Source organism: Rickettsia africae ESF-5 (assembly GCF_000023005.1).
In the GTDB taxonomy this organism is placed as follows: Bacteria; Pseudomonadota; Alphaproteobacteria; order Rickettsiales; family Rickettsiaceae; genus Rickettsia; species Rickettsia rickettsii.
Window position 1 is genome coordinate 1 of record NC_012633.1, and the last position, 17,325, is coordinate 17,325.

Genomic DNA, 17,325 nt, shown 5'->3' on the forward strand with positions numbered 1-17,325 from the left:
ATGACAAAGCTAATTATTCACTTAGTTTCAGACTCTTCCGTGCAAACTGCAAAATATACAGCAAATTCTGCCCTTGCACAATTTACTTCCGTAAAACCAAAATTATATCATTGGCCAATGATTAGAAATTTGGAATTGCTAAATGAAGTATTAAGTAAAATAGAATATAAACATGGGATAGTATTATACACGATTGCCGATCAAGAACTCCGAAAAACTTTAACGAAATTTTGCTATGAATTAAAAATTCCATGTATTTCTGTAATAGGTAAAATTATTAAAGAAATGTCTGTTTTTTCAGGTATTGAAATAGAAAAAGAACAGAATTACAATTATAAATTTGATAAAACTTATTTTGATACACTTAATGCCATAGATTATGCTATAAGACATGATGACGGACAAATGCTTAATGAATTATTAGAGGCTGATATAATATTAATAGGTCCTTCTAGAACTTCTAAGACACCGACTTCCGTATTTCTAGCGTATAACGGTTTAAAAGCTGCCAATATTCCTTATGTTTATAATTGCCCCTTTCCTGATTTTATAGAAAAAGATATAGATCAATTGGTAGTAGGACTCGTTATTAATCCAAATAGGTTAATTGAGATAAGAGAAGCTAGATTAAATCTATTACAAATTAACGAAAATAAAAGCTATACGGATTTTAATATAGTACAAAAAGAGTGCCTAGAAGTCAGAAAAATTTGTGATCAAAGAAATTGGCCGGTAATTGATGTGTCGACTAGATCAATAGAGGAAACAGCAGCTTTAATAATGCGAATATATTATAATAGAAAAAATAAATATAATAAATAAAAAGATTTTCATTATTTACAAGTAGAAGCCTGTACTTTATAATTTTATTTATAAATATAGATATTGTCCATATGAATCCGAAAGCAACACTATGTCATTCCTAGCTAAAAGCGACTTTGTTGCATAGATTGAAAAACCTACTCGATGTCATCCCCGCCTACACGCGGGAATGACATGAAAGCCATATGGACAATGCTACAAAAACATAGAGGAATTTATGGCAAATAACGTAATGGATAGCTCTTTTAAAAAGGAAGTATTAGAATCGGATTTACCTGTACTGGTTGATTTTTGGGCAGAATGGTGCGGACCGTGTAAAATGTTAACACCGATAATAGATGAAATCAGTAAAGAATTACAAGGCAAAGTAAAAGTACTTAAAATGAATATTGATGAAAATCCTAACACTCCTTCAGAATACGGTATTCGTAGTATTCCAACGATAATGTTATTTAAAAATGGTGAACAAAAAGATACTAAAATAGGTTTGCAACAAAAAAATTCTCTTTTAGATTGGATTAATAAATCTATTTAATATTTATTTTATGTCACTTAGCTATTCAAAAGTATTTATAGAGATAACTAATGGTTATGTTGAAGGTATTGATACTCATAAAAGAGCTCAAGGTTTAAAGCATTTCTTCTTGAAAAAAGGAGTCTCTCTTTCTCCAAATATACCTATATTAAACAATATTAATTTTTCTTGTTATGAGGGAGAAAAAATAGCTTTTATAGGGAGTAACGGTTCGGGAAAAAGTTCGTTTCTAAAGTTAATCGCCGGAATATATCCGTTAAAATCCGGTACAGTCAAAGTTCATGGAGATATTGCGGCAATTATAGATATGGGAGTTGGTTTTGAGTCTGAGCAAACTGGTCGTGAAAATATAAAAATGTTAATGCTATATAATAATATGCTGGATAAATATAGCAAAAAAATTGAAAAAGAAATTATAGATTTTTCAGAACTTGGTAGTAAAATTGATTTACCGATAAAAATTTATAGCTCCGGTATGTTATCACGTCTTGCTTTTTCTGTATCGATATTTCAAAATCCGCAGATTCTATTACTTGATGAAGTTTTTGCGGCAGGCGATAGCTATTTTATAGAAAAATCTCTTAGTTTAATGAAGAATAAATTTAAAAATACTCCTATTTCAATAATAGTAAGCCATCAAGAAGAAATTATAAAAGATAATTGCAATAGATGTATTTTATTAAAAGACGGCAATATTATAGGTGATGGTACACCATCGGAAATGTTTAAAATCTATAACCAACAACAAGGAAATTCATAAATGATAAAGTATTTTTTTTCTAAAAAATACTGGCGAGCAATAGCATTACTAGTTAAAGCTTCTATAATTAGGCAAAATAAAGATTCTTTTTTAGGTTCTTTATGGAGTTTAATTCAGCCTTTTATTCACATAATGGTAATTTCATATTTTTTCGGTTTTTTATTAAGACAGCCGAGAGAATTTATGGTAATGAATTTAGTCGGCGGTATTCCTTTGTGGAGTTTTATAGTAAGCAGTTTAACGATTTGTTCAAGTTCTTTAGTTACACGTGATCAAATAATAAAAAAAGTTAGAATTTCTAAGACTTTTTTTCCTGTTGCGGATAGTTTAGGGCAATTATATACTTTAATTTGCTCATTTTCGGCAATGTATTTTGCTTTTATTTTATTATTTCCAGAAAAATTTTCTTGGCAAATAATATTTATGCCGATATTAATTTTGCCCTTAATAATATGTGTGATTAGCGGTTCTATCGCAGTAGCATTTTTAACGCCGTATATTCGAGATATTCCGCAAATGTTGAGTGTTATTCTTGGAGTTATTTATTGGAGTATACCGATAGTTTATCCATATTCGCTAATTCCGGAGTCTAAAAAGATATATTTTGAATTTAATCCGTTCTTTTTAGTTATAAGACCCGTACAAGCGTTGGTGATTGACGGAACATTACCGGATATGATGCTGATAGTTAAGTCTATTATAGTTGCATTTATTACTGTTTGTATCAGTTATTTAATTTATAGACAATTTTCTAAAAGAGTTATTTATTATTTATGAAACTTGGTTTTAATCTAGATTTTAATGAATTAGATTTAACCGGACTTAAAAAATTAGATCAAATATTTTTAGATTATCTCTTTAAAGCTGATAGATCTTTGCATAAAGATTTAATGTTATTTAGATCGACTCCTCTCTCCATTATTCCAAAAGATTATTCCGAATTTTTGCTAAAAATTTCCCCTCATTTAGACGATTTTTTAGCAGAGTTATTTTGTATTTCAAAAGAAATAACGATATCAAGGTTAAAACATAAAGATTTTGATATTATTTATGAATGTAAAAGAAAATTTGTTCAACGTGTTGCCGTAAAAAAATATCCACCGGAAAAAATAAAAGATATTGATTTTGAAGATGTGTATTTAAAACTAACTGATTTAATAGGTGCGAATTTTACTTCTAGAGAATTTGCCAAACAAATAATTATATGGCAACAGGCAGAAGAAAGTTTTGCAGAAGAATTAGACATAGCAGCTAGGTATGCTGCATATAGGGTTTATTTGTGTGAGGGTATCAAGCCACAGGATAACATCCTATTCAACCTCCCACAAAAACTAGATAAAGAAAATCTAATAGACGATAAAAAAATATTAAAATATCAAAAAAATGAGAGAGTAGATTTTGACTATACAGATTCTTTTTTAAATCTAGATGAAGCTTTAAACCATTCTCATTATTGTATTTATTGCCATAAGCAAGATAAGGATAGCTGTTCTAAGGGATTACTGCAACCTCAGAATCGTCATTGCGAGGAGCGAAGTGACGTGGCAATCTCAGGAGATTTGACGAGATTGCCACGCTCCTTGCAGTCGCTCGCAATGACGAATTTAAAACAAGGTTGCCCGTTAAAACAAAAAATTTCTGAAATGAACTATGTTAAGGCACAAGGTTTTAACCTAAGTGCTCTTGCTATTATCGTTATTGATAATCCGATGGTTGCAGCAACAGGTCATAGAATTTGTAATGATTGCTCAAAAGCTTGTATTTACCAAAAGCAAGATCCGGTAAATATCCCATTAATAGAATCAAATATTTTAGAAGAAACACTTAAATTACCTTACGGCTTAGAGATATATTTACTGCTTACTCGTTGGAATCCACTTAATATTTATGCACCGCTTCCGAAAGAACCTACTAATTATAATATTTTAGTTACCGGTCTTGGTCCTGCAGGTTTTAGTCTTAGCTATTATTTATTACGGTCAGGTCATAATGTTGTGGCTATTGACGGTTTAAGAATTACTCTACTGCCTTTTGACGTTCATAAGCCTATAAAATTTTGGCATGAATATAAAAATTTGTTATCGGAAAGAATGCCAAGAGGATTTGGAGGGGTAGCGGAATATGGGATTACCGTTCGGTGGGATAAAAACAATCTCGATATATTGCGGCTAATATTAGAGAGAAATAATAATTTCAAATATTATGACGGAGTAGCTTTAGATTTTAATATAACGAAAGAACAAGCTTTCGATTTGGGTTTTGACTATATAGCTTTTTGCATTGGAGCAGGTCAGCCGAAAGTTTTGGATATAGAAAATTTTGAAGCTAAGGGCGTAAAAACGGCTTCTGATTTCTTAATGACTTTGCAAAACGGAGGGGCATTTTTGAAAAATTCTAGTACTAATATGGTAATTAGGATGCCGATTGCGGTAATAGGCGGCGGTCTTACTTCCTTAGACGCAGCAACGGAAAGTTTATATTACTATAAAAAACAAGTAGAGGAATTTGCCGAAGATTATATAGAAAAAGATTTAACGGAGGAAGATAAAGAAATAGCTGAAGAATTTATTGCTCATGCAAAATTGTTTAAAGAAGCTAAGAATAATGAAGAATTAAGAAAGGTTTTTAATAAGCTTGGGGGTGCTACTGTTTACTATCGTGGAAGATTACAAGATTCGCCGGCATATAAATTAAATCACGAGGAGTTAATATATACATTAGCACTCGGTGTTGATTTTAAGGAAAATATGCAACCTTTAAGGATTAATGTTGATAAATACGGTCATGTGGAATCTGTGGAGTTTGAGAATCGAAACCGTCATTGCGAGCAGTCAAAGACTGCGTGGCAATCTCAGGAGTTTGGCTTAACAAGATTGCCGCGTCAATGCTATGCATTTCCTCGCAATGACATCAAAACCAAAACCGTGATTATGGCAATCGGTATAGAAAATAACACTCAATTCAATGAGGATAAATATAGCTATTTCGGTGATTGTAATCCTAAATATTCGGGTAGTGTAGTGAAGGCTCTTGCTAGTAGCAAAGAAGGGTACGACGCTATTAACAAAAAGCTTATAAATAATAATCCTAGCTTTAAAGGTAGTTATAAAGATTTTTGTACGCAGCTTGATTATTTGCTGACTTCTAGGGTTAATAAAATAAATATTTTAGATGATAAAACTTTTGAGTTGATAATTCATTCGCCGCTTGCTGCTAAAAATTTTAAGTTCGGACAGTTTTTTCGCTTACAAAATTATTCTGAAGATGCTGCTAAGTTAATAGAGCCTGTAGCCTTAAGTCCTATCGATATTGATGTAGAAAAAGGCTTAATTAACTTTATAGTTTTTGAAGTCGGTAAATCTACTAGCTTATGTAAAACATTATCTGAAAATGAGAAAGTAGTTTTAATGGGACCGACAGGTTCGCCGCTAGAAATACCTCAAAATAAAAAAATAGTTATTGTTGATTTCGAAGTCGGTAATATAGGCTTATTAAAAGTTCTAAAAGAAAATAATAATGAAGTTATATTTGTTACCTATCCTGATATAAAAATCCGTAAATTAGTTTCAGTGGATATAGTAATAATTAATGCTTCTCCTGAAATAATAGAAGAATTGCAAAGTCTAAAAAATGGAATATTCAGTGAAAATACAAAAATAATAGTTAGCGTTAATTCATCGATGCAATGTATGATGAAAGGAATTTGCGGACAATGTATTCAAAAAGTTAAAGGAGAGCAGAAATATATTTTTGCATGTAGCCAGCAAAATCAAAATGCAGAAATAGTTGATTTTAAGAGCTTGAAAACTCGTTTACGCCAAAACTCTTTGCAAGAAAAAATGAGAAAATTAGTGGCTAATTCATCCATAATTTAATATAATAGCTTCAATTAACTCTTCTAGTTGTTCAGGTGATAATTCACCAATTTTTTTGAATTTTATCACTTCTTATAGCACTAATTTCATCAATCATAATATGAGATTCTAAATTAAAACCATTTAGCTCTGTAGGAGTTAATAACAGGTGAAAAGTTGTGGGGCATCTATTAAATCCGTTGTGAAGGCAAACTGTTATACTGGGATGATTTTTATATAAATTAGATTGAACAACAACAGCGGGGCGAGGTTTACCATAATCTCCAGATATTACACCAAGCAACAATATATCTTTTTTTTATTTCCATTATTTCCATTCATCTAACCAACTTTCTTCATTGTGTTTTAACCATAAGTTGGTATCAGGATTGTTTTCTTTACTAGCTAATAAGGGTTGACGTTTAGCTTCTTTGGCTAGGTCTGAATTTTCTAGTTGTTTAAGATATATACGTATTGCTTTACTAATTATCCAGCTTTTTTCACGGTGTAAATCATAAGTTGCTTTTTCAAGTTTTTTACTTAAATTTATTTCTAAGCGTATACTAGTCGTAATACTTTTTATCCTCCTTATAATATTTAATTGTAACACAAAGTGTTACATATCGCTAGTTAAATAAATTTACTTCTCAAAACGACAAAATGCTCTACTACTATCTTGATTAAGAAAATCGATAATTTGTATTACTATAGAATTATTGTTATATTTCTCAGCAACTTGTTTTATACGCTCAGCAAAATTACCTTCACCTGAGAAGATTTCTTCGATAGCTTTTAAAGCACTTAAAGACTTTACTTTATCAAACCCTTTTCTATTCATACCGATTAGATTTAAGCCCTCAAGCACCGCACGTTTGCTACTTACAAGCCCAAACGGTATTACATCTGCTCCGACCGGCGATAGCCCGCCGATCATCGAATATTCACCGATTCTAGCATATTGATGTACGGCAGACAGTCCGCCGATTATTGCATAATCACCTACCCCAATATGACCTGCTAGGCTTACATAATTAGCAAATACTACATTATTGCCGATTTTACAATCATGACCTATATGGACGCCGACCATAAATAAATTATTATTTCCTACTCTTGTCATCATTCCGCCTCCTTGGCTTCCTGCTTGTACCGTAACATATTCTCTAATAGTATTATTAGAGCCAATTATCGTGCTTGATCGCTCATTAGCATATTTTAAGATTTGTGGAGGTTGACCTATTGATGCAAAAGGATAGATTACGGTATTTTCGCCGATTTCGGTAATCCCTTCAATTACTACATGGGATTTTAGCTCGACATTGTCATGAAGCACAACTTCAGGACCTATAATACAATACGGTCCGATTTTTACGTTTTTACCAAGCTTTGCACCTTCTGCAATTACAGCTGTAGTATGGATATTAGAATTTGACACTATGTCCCTATGTTTTATCTTTAATCATTGCGGTAAACTTACTTTCTGCAGCTATTTCACCTTCGACCGTAACCGTACTTGAAAATTTCCATACGTTAGCTCTTTGCTGATCAATAACAGCGTGGATATACATAGTATCCCCAGGCTGAACAATTCTACGAAATTTTGCATTTTCGATAGTCATTAAAAACACTTCTTTATTCTTAGTAGAACCTAAAGATTTAGCAACTAATACAGCAGCTAATTGTGCCATAGCCTCAACCATTAGAACACCGGGCATAACAGGCCTTGCCGGAAAATGTCCTGTAAATTGCGGTTCGTTAACAGTAACGTTTTTAATACCTGTTATTGATTTGTTAGGATCGATTTTAAGTACTCTATCTACTAATAAAAATGGATAGCGATGAGGTATCCAATCCATGATTTCGGTAATATCTATGATCATTTATTTAGATCTCTTCTTTAATGTAAATTTTCCGTCATTGCGAGGAAATTATGAAATAATTGACGAAGCAATCTAGTAAAAAGTACTAAAATCAGCACTTTTTGCTAACTTTTTTGGATTGCCACCGTAGCCTATGGCTGCTCACAATGACGACTCAGGTATTCATGCAACAACAAAGCTCTTTTCAATAGCAAGCTACTTTTTTAATTTGCTATTAGAGGTCTTTAGTAATTGTTTCATAATAATAGATTGTCTATGCCAATCCATAATAGGAATTGCAGGGCTGCCGCCGACAATTTTACCTGCTTCTATATTTTGTGCTACACCGCCTTGTGCCGCTACCTGTGCCCCGTCGCCTATATTTAGATGTCCGGCGATTCCTACTTGCCCTCCAAGAGTACAATATTTACCGATCGTGCTACTTCCTGCTATACCTGTTTGTGCTACGATAATAGAGCCTTTACCTATTTTGACGCCATGCCCTATTTGTACTAAATTATCTATGCGGCATAAATCTTTTATAATTGTATCTTGAAGTGATCCTCTATCAATAGTAGTGTTTGCACCAATTTCAACATTATTGCCGATTTTAACTATTCCTATATGAAATATTTTGTGATGTACGCCTTTTTCGGTAGAAAATCCAAACCCGTCCTGTCCAATTTTTGCACCTGCAAGTATTACGACGTCGTCGCCTATAATTGCATAATTTATTGAAACATGTTGTTCTATTCTAGCGTTTCTGCCGATATTTACTCCTCTACCTATAAAACTTCCAGCTTCTATAATACTATTATCACCTATAATAACATCGTCTTCAATAACTACATTGTGACCTATATAACAATTTTTTCCGATAGTCGCCGAATCTGCAACAATAGCGGATTTCATTATTTTAGCAGGGTATGATTTAATAGGAGTATAAAAAAAATCTATTAATTTGCCGTAAGCAAAATATGGGTTCTGGGCGTGTAATAAAACAGTATTTGGATTTGCTTCTCCCGTAAAATTTTTCGGCACTATACAAGCAGCAGCTTTGGTAGTTTTTAAAAATTCGGAGTATTTAGGATTGCTTAAAAAGCTAATATCATTTGGTGATGCTTCCTGCAGAATTTTAATATCATGAATAGCTATATCTTCATGAATCTTAGGAGGTGCTATAATATCGTGTAAAAAATCTATAATTGCTGTTAGTTTTCGTGGCCCTAGATTTTTATAAAAATTACTACTTACCATATAACTTTAAACAAATTAATCATTAGCGACAGTATATAAGTGATAGTTTTATTATGCAACAAAATTTACAGGTGGAATAAAAGGTATTGCTAAGTAAAGAATGATGTCGTCATTGCGAGAGCCGTAGGCTGCGTGGCAGTCTCATGAAATAATAACAAACTCCTGAGATTGCTTCGTCAATTGCTATGCAAATTCTTCGCAATGACGGAAAAATCGATCCACGCAACAACGTCTACTTGATTGTAAGATCTAGGAAAAAAATAGATAAAAAGTCACAAATATTAATTTACGTTTTATTAAGAAGAATTAAATTAATATATTGTAGCTATTTTTTGTTACTGAATTATAAAGCTTTTTTGAAATAGAAGTAGCTATTTTAGTACAAATCTTATCAATATAATTTATCCTTATTAATCTAAAGTTAATTAAAATTACAAAAATAAGTTTACAGATGCAATAGAAATTTAATTGAAGATATAAAATAACGGGATTTAAAGTAAGGAATAGTGGTGGCCACGGTTGGAATTGAACCAACGACACAAGGATTTTCAGTCCTTTGCTCTACCGACTGAGCTACGTGGCCGTATATACTCGATGAACTTGAAAATTTGACTTCGTCGTCTTTGTAGTCCTCGGATACTCACGTATTAGTATACGCTCCGCTCCTCGGCTTACAGACTCCTTGCTCTTTTCCAAGTTGATCTTCGTCTATACTATTCTTTCATTTATTAGGGTGTAAGGAAATATAACTTAAGCTTATAATAGATTAATCGGCTTTTGTCTATTCTTAATTAGTAATATTAGACAAAAATACTTAATTATGATATCATGAGTGTTTATTTTTATAACGGTTTTTATAATCAAAATCGGCAATATTGAGCTTTCTTCAAATATTATACTAGCTCCAATGTCAGGTGTTACGGATTTGGAATTTAGAAGATTAGTGAAAAGATTTGGTGCAGGGCTTGTAGTTTCTGAAATGGTAGCAAGTAGAGCAATGATTGTGGAATCTAGGCAGTCACTAAAAAAAAGTGCCATTATGCGTGATGATGCAACAAGTGCTTGCGTACAGCTAGCAGGCTGTGAGCCGAATGTGATAGCAGAAGCTGCTAAAATGAATGAGGGTATGGGAGCAAAAATTATCGATCTTAATTTTGGCTGTCCTGCGAAAAAAGTAGTAGGCGGTTATTCAGGCTTGGTTCTAATGAGGGATGAGCAGTTGGCAGCTAAAATTTTTGAAGCTACCGTTGAAGCAGTTAAGCTGCCGGTAACTGTTAAAATGCGTATGGGTTGGGATGATAATACGAAAAACGCTCCGACTTTAGCCAAAATTGCTGAAAGCTTAGGTGTTCAGATGATTACCGTTCATGGTAGAACTAGATGCCAGTTTTATTCCGGTAATGTCGATTGGGATTTTATACGATCAGTTAAAGAATCGGTAAAGATTCAGGTTATTGCTAATGGTGATATTACTAATTTTGCTAAGGCAAAAGAAGCCCTACAAAAATCTGGTGCAGACGGTATTATGGTCGGTAGAGGAGCATATGGCAAACCTTGGCTTATTTCACAAATTGATCATTATCTTAAAACAGGTGAAGAAAAATCTGCTCCCTCTATAGCAGAGCAGCTAGATATCGTAACCGAGCATTATGAGGCAATACTTGATTATTATGGTGAATCTGTGGGCGTACCTATTGCACGTAAGCATATTGGCTGGTATAGTAGCGGTTTACCGAATTCAGCAGAGTTTAGAGGTGCTGTTAATTTAATGAACGATCCTCTAGCTGTAAAAGAGAAAATTGCGGAATTTTATACGAGCGTTATGGAGACGAATAAATTAAAAGAATTTTAAGTTTTATTTTTGTAATATTGTTTTTTAGTTTAAGCTATGCAAGTGAAAAAGCAGTAATTATAACTGATTATAAACCGGTATTTTTGCCTATAATTGCTGAAAATAAAAAAATAAGAATTGCTATTCGTTCTTATTTAAATAATGAAAAATCATATTTCGTTTTAGTAGATCCGAATTCTTTTAAAACTGAAATAGCCCTACAAGAGCTGGTAATTTTACCTACGAATAAAATAGAAAAAGAAAATCTTCTAAAAAAATTAAGTAAAACTCCGTATATTAAAGTTTTAAATAAATATAGCTTTAGCTCTACACCTTATATACAACAAAATTACGGTGCTACGAGTAGCATGTATAAAGTAAAAGGACAGTTCTTGACAATTGACATGTGTCCTTCTTCCAAAAGCTTTGAAGAAGATTTTTTTAAAAAGCTCTTAGAATTATCGATCAAACTAAATAAACCTATTCCGATTGCTATATGTGTTTCAGGATTATGGATTAATAAGCATACAGAAGAATTCTTATGGTTATTAAAACAACAAGAAAACGGTTATTTACAAATAACATGGGTTAATCATTCATTTAGTCATCCTTATTTTAAAGATAAACCTCTTGAAGATAATTTCCTTCTTTCCAATAAAGATGATTTTGAAAATGAAGTATTAGAAGCAGGGAAAATATTAGTAAGTTATAATATTGCTCCGTCACCTTTCTTTCGTTTTCCTGGATTAGTTTCCGATCAAACATTAATAGAAAAATTAAAAGATTTGGGATTTATTCCGCTTGGGAGTAATGCATGGCTTGCTAAAGGCGAAAAAGTTCAAAATGGTTCTTTTATATTGGTACACGGTAATAGTAACGAAAAAGCCGGAATAGATTTAATTATGCCGATGTTACCGGAATTAAAATTACTTCCTATTGAAAAGACGTTTTTATTACATGACAATTGATTAGTTAGATATTAATAATACGGTAAGCTCATAGTTGTTCTTATATCACATGAAGAATATGAGAAAATTAATCAGCTTGAAGATATGTAATTGGGCAATGCAAGCAAAAAATGTGAGTAAAAGTGGTTTTTTATCAGATGAAGAGAGTAAGGATTTTTTAAATAAAATATTAAATATCTTTCTTATAGGAAAAAGAAATGATGGAAAAGTTTATAAATTAGTTAAAAGAAAAATTAAATAGTTCATAATTATAACTTAACTTTTCTAGTAGGGCTTTTATCTCTTTGAATATCAAGTTTTGTATCGAATAGTGGAGAATCTTGTAAAAAATCAATAAGGGAAGATTCTTGTGAATTTTCTTTATGATTTGTTATTATACTACATAAACGTTTATTATTATCTAATACTTCTAGATTTACTTCGATTAAAGGCGGAGTAAGTAAATGCTTAATAATTTCAGACCATTCTATTAAAATTAAATTGCCGTTTAATGCCTCTTCAAATCCAAGTTCATAAATTTCTTCAGGTGATTTAAGACGATACAGGTCATAGTGATATATAGTGAAGTTAGATGCTTTATAAGTTTGCAGTAAGTTAAAGGTAGGGCTTATAATGCTTGTATTTTCACCGCAAAAATATTTAATAATTTCACGACAAAAAAATGTTTTACCTGCTCCAAGGTCACCGTTAAGTAAGACTATATCATTTGGTTTTAAGCTTTGTGCTAAAAGCTTTGCAAGCTTCTTTGTCTCTTCTTCGCTATTTAGTGTATGCATTTTTTAACTTGATAAATCATTTGTAAATATTGATTCTGAAAAGTGTTGGAACCTATATTCTGCACATTCCAGTTTTCGCTATTTAATATTATTATTTTAGCGTTTAATTTGTCGTATAATCGTGAATTTTGTTCATTACTTAAAACAAGACATTTGTTATTAGACTCTTTAATTAAATCTTCTAGTTTGCTTATATATCGGAGGCTTTTTTGACTTTCGCTATATAATTTTGCAGTTTTAATATTAGTATTAAGAAAAAAGTACTCGCTACTGTCACTTAATAAAATTACGTCTTTTATCGTTGCAAGCTCATTATTTTTAATCTCTTGTAGCTTATTTAATTCTTTAAGTGCTGTTGAAAGGTTATTATTAATATCTTCTTGTAGCTCAGGAAATTTTTCACTAAATATTTGTGCAAATTCCTGTAGTAAAATCACAGCATTATTAAGATCAAGCCAAATATGCCAATTATCTTTTATAGTGGTTAAAGATTTAATATCACTGATTTTTATAATGTTTTTGCTATGATTATCAATTAATTTCTCGGCAAAACCGTCAAATTGTTCATTAATATAAATTGCTATATCAGAATTTTTGACTTTTACTAAATCACTAGGTTTTAAATTATAATGATGTGGACAGTCACTACTAATAGCTAAGCTCTCGATATCCGCTTTATCCTTAACAAGCATCGAAACAATACTGCCGATTGGCGTAATACTTACAACTATCTTAGGCTTAGCATAGCTAGTAAGGCTGAGGAATGTAAGGAATAGTAATGCTAGGTATGTCATCTCTGTGAAGGCTTGCTTGCGTTGATACCAAATCGTCATTGCTAGCGACTGAAAGGAGCGTGGAAATCTCAGGATTTTGGCACGAGATTGCTTCGTCAAAATTTTCAATTTTTCTTCGCAATGACGGTTTGACGTACTAGCTCTCATAATTTCGCCAACAACTCTAATTTACTAGGTTTAAAATCCTGCTCTATCCAAAAATTTTTTAGATATTCTAGTTTTGCTCCTATTTTTTTTTTTTCTATATTCATATTTAACAAATCATTACCGTTTACTTGGAATTTAGGACGTAATAACGCATCATATTTAAGAATAAATTCTTTTACTTGTGAATGATTTAATTTACCGATTATTCTAGCTGCTAATAAATATTCCTTATAATTCTTTTTTTCAAACCAAATTTTTTTCATGTTAAATTTAGCGTCATTCAGAAAGTTCGTTATTGATAATATTTGCATTGCTTCATGTTTTGAGAATTTCCAATCTAGAAAGACCTTTAAATTTAAATCTTTTTGACAATATAATAAGAGTGCATATCGAGTAACTAATTCTAATTTAAAATCATTTGCCTGCTCAAAAAATTTTATTTCATAATTTTGGATAGAGAATATTAGTTCTAATATTCCTATTTCAAACATAGCTTTTAAAATTTGTGCTGCTCTTTTTGAAACAATAATTTTATCCATTTCGCTTTTAATTCGCTCTCGTGATAAAGTTTTTAAGCCGTCTTTTAAAGCTTTACATGCTTTAAAGTTGCCATCATCAAGCTGATTCGCATAATAGCTAGAAAACCGAAAAAAGCGTAGAATTCGCAAATAATCTTCTTTAATTCTATCTAGAGCTTCTCCTATAAATACAACCTTTTCCTGCTGCAAATCCTTAAACCCTTCAAAATAATCATATATCTCGTTCTTAAAGGGACAATAGCTTAAAGCATTAATAGTAAAATCTCGTCTTGCGGCATCTTCGGCAAAATCGTTGGTGAATATTACTTTGGCATGTCTGCCGTTACATTCAATATCTTTCCTAAGAGTCGTGATCTCAAATTTTTCATTATTTAAAGTAGCCGTAATCGTGCCGAATTTTAAACCGGTCGGAATAGTTTTTATTTTAGCTCCAGATAAAATATTTGTTACTTCACTAGGTGTCAAATTAGTAGCTATATCTATATCGCAGCTACCTTTCTCAAGTCGATCTCTTGGATAACTTGCTTCTAAAGGTAATTTGTACGTCGATCCGGTACTCGAATCCTCACGTACGTTTATGTACATTGCGATTCTGTGTTCCGTGTCTCCTTCAAATTCCTCTTTATTAGTTTTGTTATGCAAGAGATCTAGTAACGCATCACGTACGCAGCCGCCTATAAGCCTTGCTTGTCCTTTTTCATTTAAGAGACTCAAGATTTTTCTATATCCTTTTGAGGGGATTTTTAGTATTTTGTGTGTAACTTGCATTATTCGATTTTACCTAAAGTATCGGATAGTTTTTAAAAAGACTTTGATGTCATCCTAGCTAAAAACTGGACCTTGTTATATGGCTCGTTTATGTCATTCCCACTTGGCATTGTTGTGTGGATACTGAGTCGTTATTGCAAGCGACTGTAAGGAGCGTGGCAATCCAGAAAAATAATAAAAAAATGTTAAAAACTAGCATTTTTTACTGGATTGNTTTGTCAAAACTTACAGTTTTTCCTCGCAATAACGACTCAGTATCCACACAACAATGCCAAGTGGGAATGACATAGAACAAGAACAGTCCGGTACTAAGATTTTACGTACATTCCTTTTTATTGCAAAAGATAAGTATAATAGGGCTTTTTTTTAATCTTTATTAATCGTTATTAAGCTCTCGCGGCATTTAGATTTATAATTGAGATTAATATGAATTTCGGCTTTCTCACAATGATTATCTTTATTAATGACAATTTTTTGTCCGTAGTTGGTTAAAAAATATTATTCTCTAAAGGTAACACCATACTATCTTTTTGTCCAAACCAATTAGCCCAGTAAGTTCTATTGAAAGCAGGTATTTTATCAGCATGTATTACTAGTTTATTTTCTCTATCTTTAACGCCTATCGCCATATGATTTGCATCAAATATTAATTCCGGCTTTGGGGAGTAGGACATAAATATAAAAGATATTGCCATGATTGCAAGACCAAGCAAACGCCAAGCAGTTTTCCATATACAAAGCCAAAAAAGCCGAATAAAAAAGAGTAATATGCTGAAATTGGTAATATAACTGAAATACTATACAGCAGCCGGTAAACTATTAAAATAGGCGGCTGATTTTATTATTATATCAATCAAGAATCCCATAAGCTTTAGGATATAGTTATCAAACCCGATCATGGAAAAGGCAGAGATAACAAAGCAAGAGGCATAAGAAAGAATGACGTTATCGGAACGACAATGAGGTTAGCTGGTACTGAGTAAGTAGCAAATATAAAGAATTGATTAATTACTACAGGTGCCGTTATGATGCTTGCTAAGAAGCTTGAATAAATATTTGAGGCTGTATAAAATTTTACTGCTCCAAAAATACCTTTCTTTTCTCCAAGTAACCATGAATTCTTTAAGTAAAATTCATAACCGGCAACAAGCGATAATACGGCGATAAAAGATAATTGGAAACTTGGATGAAAAATATATTCGGGATTTAACGATAATATTATAAAAGCCGCAATTGCAAGTGAATGAAGGGGAAAGCAAGAGCGTCCGATAAATATAATACCGTAAATAAAAATTGCAGCAGTAATAAAAGCTCTAGTCGCTGCTATTTGCATACCGCTTAGTTCTAAATAACCAAAGCTTCCTATTAGCGAACAATAAGCAGAGATTAATTTTATATTGAAATTATATGCCAAATAATTTGAAAGATTTAATAAAAACCTTGTAGTAAGGAAAATAATCATCACAACTAAAGATAGATGCAATCCTGAAACACAAAGCACGTGTGATATACCGTTTTGCCTCATATCCTGCATTATTTGCCTGTTTAAACCTTTTGTCTTGCCAAGTAATATTGCAGCTGCAAAATTCCCTTTATCTTTTCTATTAAATTATTATAAATATAGGAACACACTCTATAAATAAAACTATCAAAATTTGTTTCATTACGTTCTATAATTTGTGGCTCAGACATCGCATAGTCGTTTGCTCCAATATCCGATAGATAAGCGTAAAAACCAAAATCATAACCCTCGGGTAGTATACTATTTTGTGGCTTATAGAGCTTAGCAAGCAAAGTAATTCGGTTATTTACCCTAATTTCTTGTATATATTTTTTCGGTATACTAATTTTTTAACTTTTTGTAAGTTACGATTAATTTTTTCTATCTTTATGCGACTTAATACTACTTATCCTCCTATAATAGTCGGTTTTATCGATTCTATTTTACCGCTAATTTTAGTGATGATAGGTTTATAAAGTATTTCGCTATGTAAATTTGTTACACGATATTTAGAGATGAATATGCCAAAAATAAAAGCAATAATCATTCAGTAAGTAAACTGTAAAAATATATTAGAATTTCTAGTAAAGGTTAATATTAAACAAACACAAAAAATGAAAAAAATTGTTGTAAATGAAAGCTCAAAATCAAGCGAAAAATAAACAATAATACCGTAAATAAAACTAACAAAATACCAAATATTTAAATTATTATACTCTGTTTCCAAAGTTATTTTAAAATATCGCAGTGTTTTCTATCAAAAGTTAAAAATGCATTATACGTTATATCTGTTATATTTTCAATAATTAGAACAAAATTCTCTTGTAATTATAAGTTAAGATAAATTAACTTATATATTGCTTTTTATTAACTTATTTATTATAATGTCCAATGTTATGTACATAGAAATTTTA

At 31.6% G+C, this 17,325-nt stretch carries 18 protein-coding genes, 1 tRNA gene and 1 pseudogene; 8 read left to right on the top strand and 12 right to left on the bottom strand.

The features are described 5' to 3' along the window. The 5 genes from RAF_RS00005 to RAF_RS00025 all read left to right on the top strand — a co-directional run bounded on the left by RAF_RS00005 (position 1) and on the right by RAF_RS00025 (position 5,992). Complete coding sequence (locus RAF_RS00005) at positions 1 to 822, top strand: pyruvate, water dikinase regulatory protein (protein WP_012719301.1); 822 nt, start codon at positions 1 to 3, stop codon at positions 820 to 822. 217 nt (positions 823 to 1,039) lie between these two features. After that, complete coding sequence (trxA, locus tag RAF_RS00010) at positions 1,040 to 1,357, top strand: thioredoxin (RefSeq protein ID WP_004997015.1); 318 nt, start codon at positions 1,040 to 1,042, stop codon at positions 1,355 to 1,357. A gap of 10 nt (positions 1,358 to 1,367) precedes the next feature. Further along, positions 1,368 to 2,117: an ABC transporter ATP-binding protein gene (locus tag RAF_RS00015; protein ID WP_012719302.1), complete on the top strand. Its 750-nt coding sequence runs from the start codon at positions 1,368 to 1,370 to the stop codon at positions 2,115 to 2,117. Then, the gene (locus RAF_RS00020) at positions 2,118 to 2,894 is read left to right on the top strand and encodes an ABC transporter permease (protein WP_004997009.1); all 777 of its coding nucleotides are present in this window, start codon (positions 2,118 to 2,120) and stop codon (positions 2,892 to 2,894) included. After that, positions 2,891 to 5,992 carry an FAD-dependent oxidoreductase gene (locus RAF_RS00025; RefSeq protein ID WP_012719303.1) on the top strand — a complete coding sequence of 1,034 codons (3,102 nt, stop codon included), beginning with the start codon at positions 2,891 to 2,893 and terminating at the stop codon, positions 5,990 to 5,992. Before RAF_RS00020 ends, RAF_RS00025 begins: the two co-directional genes overlap by 4 nt. Before the next feature lie 43 nt (positions 5,993 to 6,035). On the opposite strand, the gene RAF_RS00030 is transcribed toward RAF_RS00025, so the two are convergent. From RAF_RS00030 to RAF_RS00055, 6 genes are all read right to left on the bottom strand, one after another. Next, entirely contained in the window at positions 6,036 to 6,275 is a 240-nt protein-coding gene (locus RAF_RS00030) for a type II toxin-antitoxin system PemK/MazF family toxin (protein ID WP_041471780.1), read from the bottom strand. A gap of 24 nt (positions 6,276 to 6,299) precedes the next feature. Further along, the gene (locus RAF_RS00035; protein WP_012719305.1) at positions 6,300 to 6,581 is read right to left on the bottom strand and encodes a CopG family ribbon-helix-helix protein; all 282 of its coding nucleotides are present in this window, start codon (positions 6,579 to 6,581) and stop codon (positions 6,300 to 6,302) included. 30 nt (positions 6,582 to 6,611) lie between these two features. Next, entirely contained in the window at positions 6,612 to 7,406 is a 795-nt protein-coding gene (gene lpxA / locus RAF_RS00040) for an acyl-ACP--UDP-N-acetylglucosamine O-acyltransferase (RefSeq protein ID WP_004997001.1), read from the bottom strand. A 7-nt stretch (positions 7,407 to 7,413) separates the two neighbouring features. Then, a complete protein-coding gene (fabZ, locus tag RAF_RS00045) occupies positions 7,414 to 7,851 on the bottom strand; it encodes a 3-hydroxyacyl-ACP dehydratase FabZ (RefSeq protein ID WP_012719306.1) in 438 nt (145 codons plus the stop codon). Positions 7,852 to 8,046: 195 nt separating this feature from the next. Next, positions 8,047 to 9,087: a UDP-3-O-(3-hydroxymyristoyl)glucosamine N-acyltransferase gene (lpxD, locus tag RAF_RS00050; RefSeq protein WP_012719307.1), complete on the bottom strand. Its 1,041-nt coding sequence runs from the start codon at positions 9,085 to 9,087 to the stop codon at positions 8,047 to 8,049. Between the two features lie 507 nt (positions 9,088 to 9,594). After that, positions 9,595 to 9,670 (bottom strand) — tRNA-Phe (locus tag RAF_RS00055). A gap of 273 nt (positions 9,671 to 9,943) precedes the next feature. Here RAF_RS00055 and dusB point away from each other — a divergent pair. Genes dusB through RAF_RS00070 form a run of 3 tightly spaced genes read left to right on the top strand, consistent with a single transcriptional unit; the run spans position 9,944 to position 12,127 of the window. Then, complete coding sequence (gene dusB / locus RAF_RS00060) at positions 9,944 to 10,939, top strand: tRNA dihydrouridine synthase DusB (protein ID WP_041471988.1); 996 nt, start codon at positions 9,944 to 9,946, stop codon at positions 10,937 to 10,939. Continuing rightward, entirely contained in the window at positions 10,924 to 11,886 is a 963-nt protein-coding gene (locus RAF_RS00065) for a polysaccharide deacetylase family protein (RefSeq protein WP_148206956.1), read from the top strand. The genes dusB and RAF_RS00065 overlap by 16 nt, the downstream gene beginning before the upstream one ends. 58 nt (positions 11,887 to 11,944) lie before the next feature. Next, a complete protein-coding gene (locus tag RAF_RS00070) occupies positions 11,945 to 12,127 on the top strand; it encodes a hypothetical protein (protein ID WP_041471782.1) in 183 nt (60 codons plus the stop codon). Between the two features lie 7 nt (positions 12,128 to 12,134). On the opposite strand, the gene tsaE is transcribed toward RAF_RS00070, so the two are convergent. The 6 genes and pseudogenes from tsaE to RAF_RS09140 all read right to left on the bottom strand — a co-directional run bounded on the left by tsaE (position 12,135) and on the right by RAF_RS09140 (position 16,958). Continuing rightward, positions 12,135 to 12,662: a tRNA (adenosine(37)-N6)-threonylcarbamoyltransferase complex ATPase subunit type 1 TsaE gene (gene tsaE, locus RAF_RS00075; RefSeq protein WP_004996990.1), complete on the bottom strand. Its 528-nt coding sequence runs from the start codon at positions 12,660 to 12,662 to the stop codon at positions 12,135 to 12,137. After that, positions 12,650 to 13,603, bottom strand: coding sequence for a metal ABC transporter solute-binding protein, Zn/Mn family (locus tag RAF_RS00080; protein WP_012719310.1), 954 nt, complete (start codon positions 13,601 to 13,603; stop codon positions 12,650 to 12,652). Before RAF_RS00080 ends, tsaE begins: the two co-directional genes overlap by 13 nt. Further along, positions 13,600 to 14,910, bottom strand: a complete 1,311-nt coding sequence (locus RAF_RS00085) for a palindromic element RPE1 domain-containing protein (RefSeq protein ID WP_012719311.1) — start codon at positions 14,908 to 14,910, stop codon at positions 13,600 to 13,602. The genes RAF_RS00080 and RAF_RS00085 overlap by 4 nt, the downstream gene beginning before the upstream one ends. A 488-nt stretch (positions 14,911 to 15,398) precedes the next feature. Then, entirely contained in the window at positions 15,399 to 15,605 is a 207-nt protein-coding gene (locus tag RAF_RS00090) for a hypothetical protein (RefSeq protein WP_041471783.1), read from the bottom strand. A gap of 102 nt (positions 15,606 to 15,707) precedes the next feature. Beyond that, positions 15,708 to 16,435: pseudogene (locus RAF_RS00095) on the bottom strand (ComEC/Rec2 family competence protein). A gap of 382 nt (positions 16,436 to 16,817) precedes the next feature. After that, positions 16,818 to 16,958 carry a hypothetical protein gene (locus tag RAF_RS09140; protein WP_041471784.1) on the bottom strand — a complete coding sequence of 47 codons (141 nt, stop codon included), beginning with the start codon at positions 16,956 to 16,958 and terminating at the stop codon, positions 16,818 to 16,820. Positions 16,959 to 17,325: the final 367 nt, after the last annotated feature.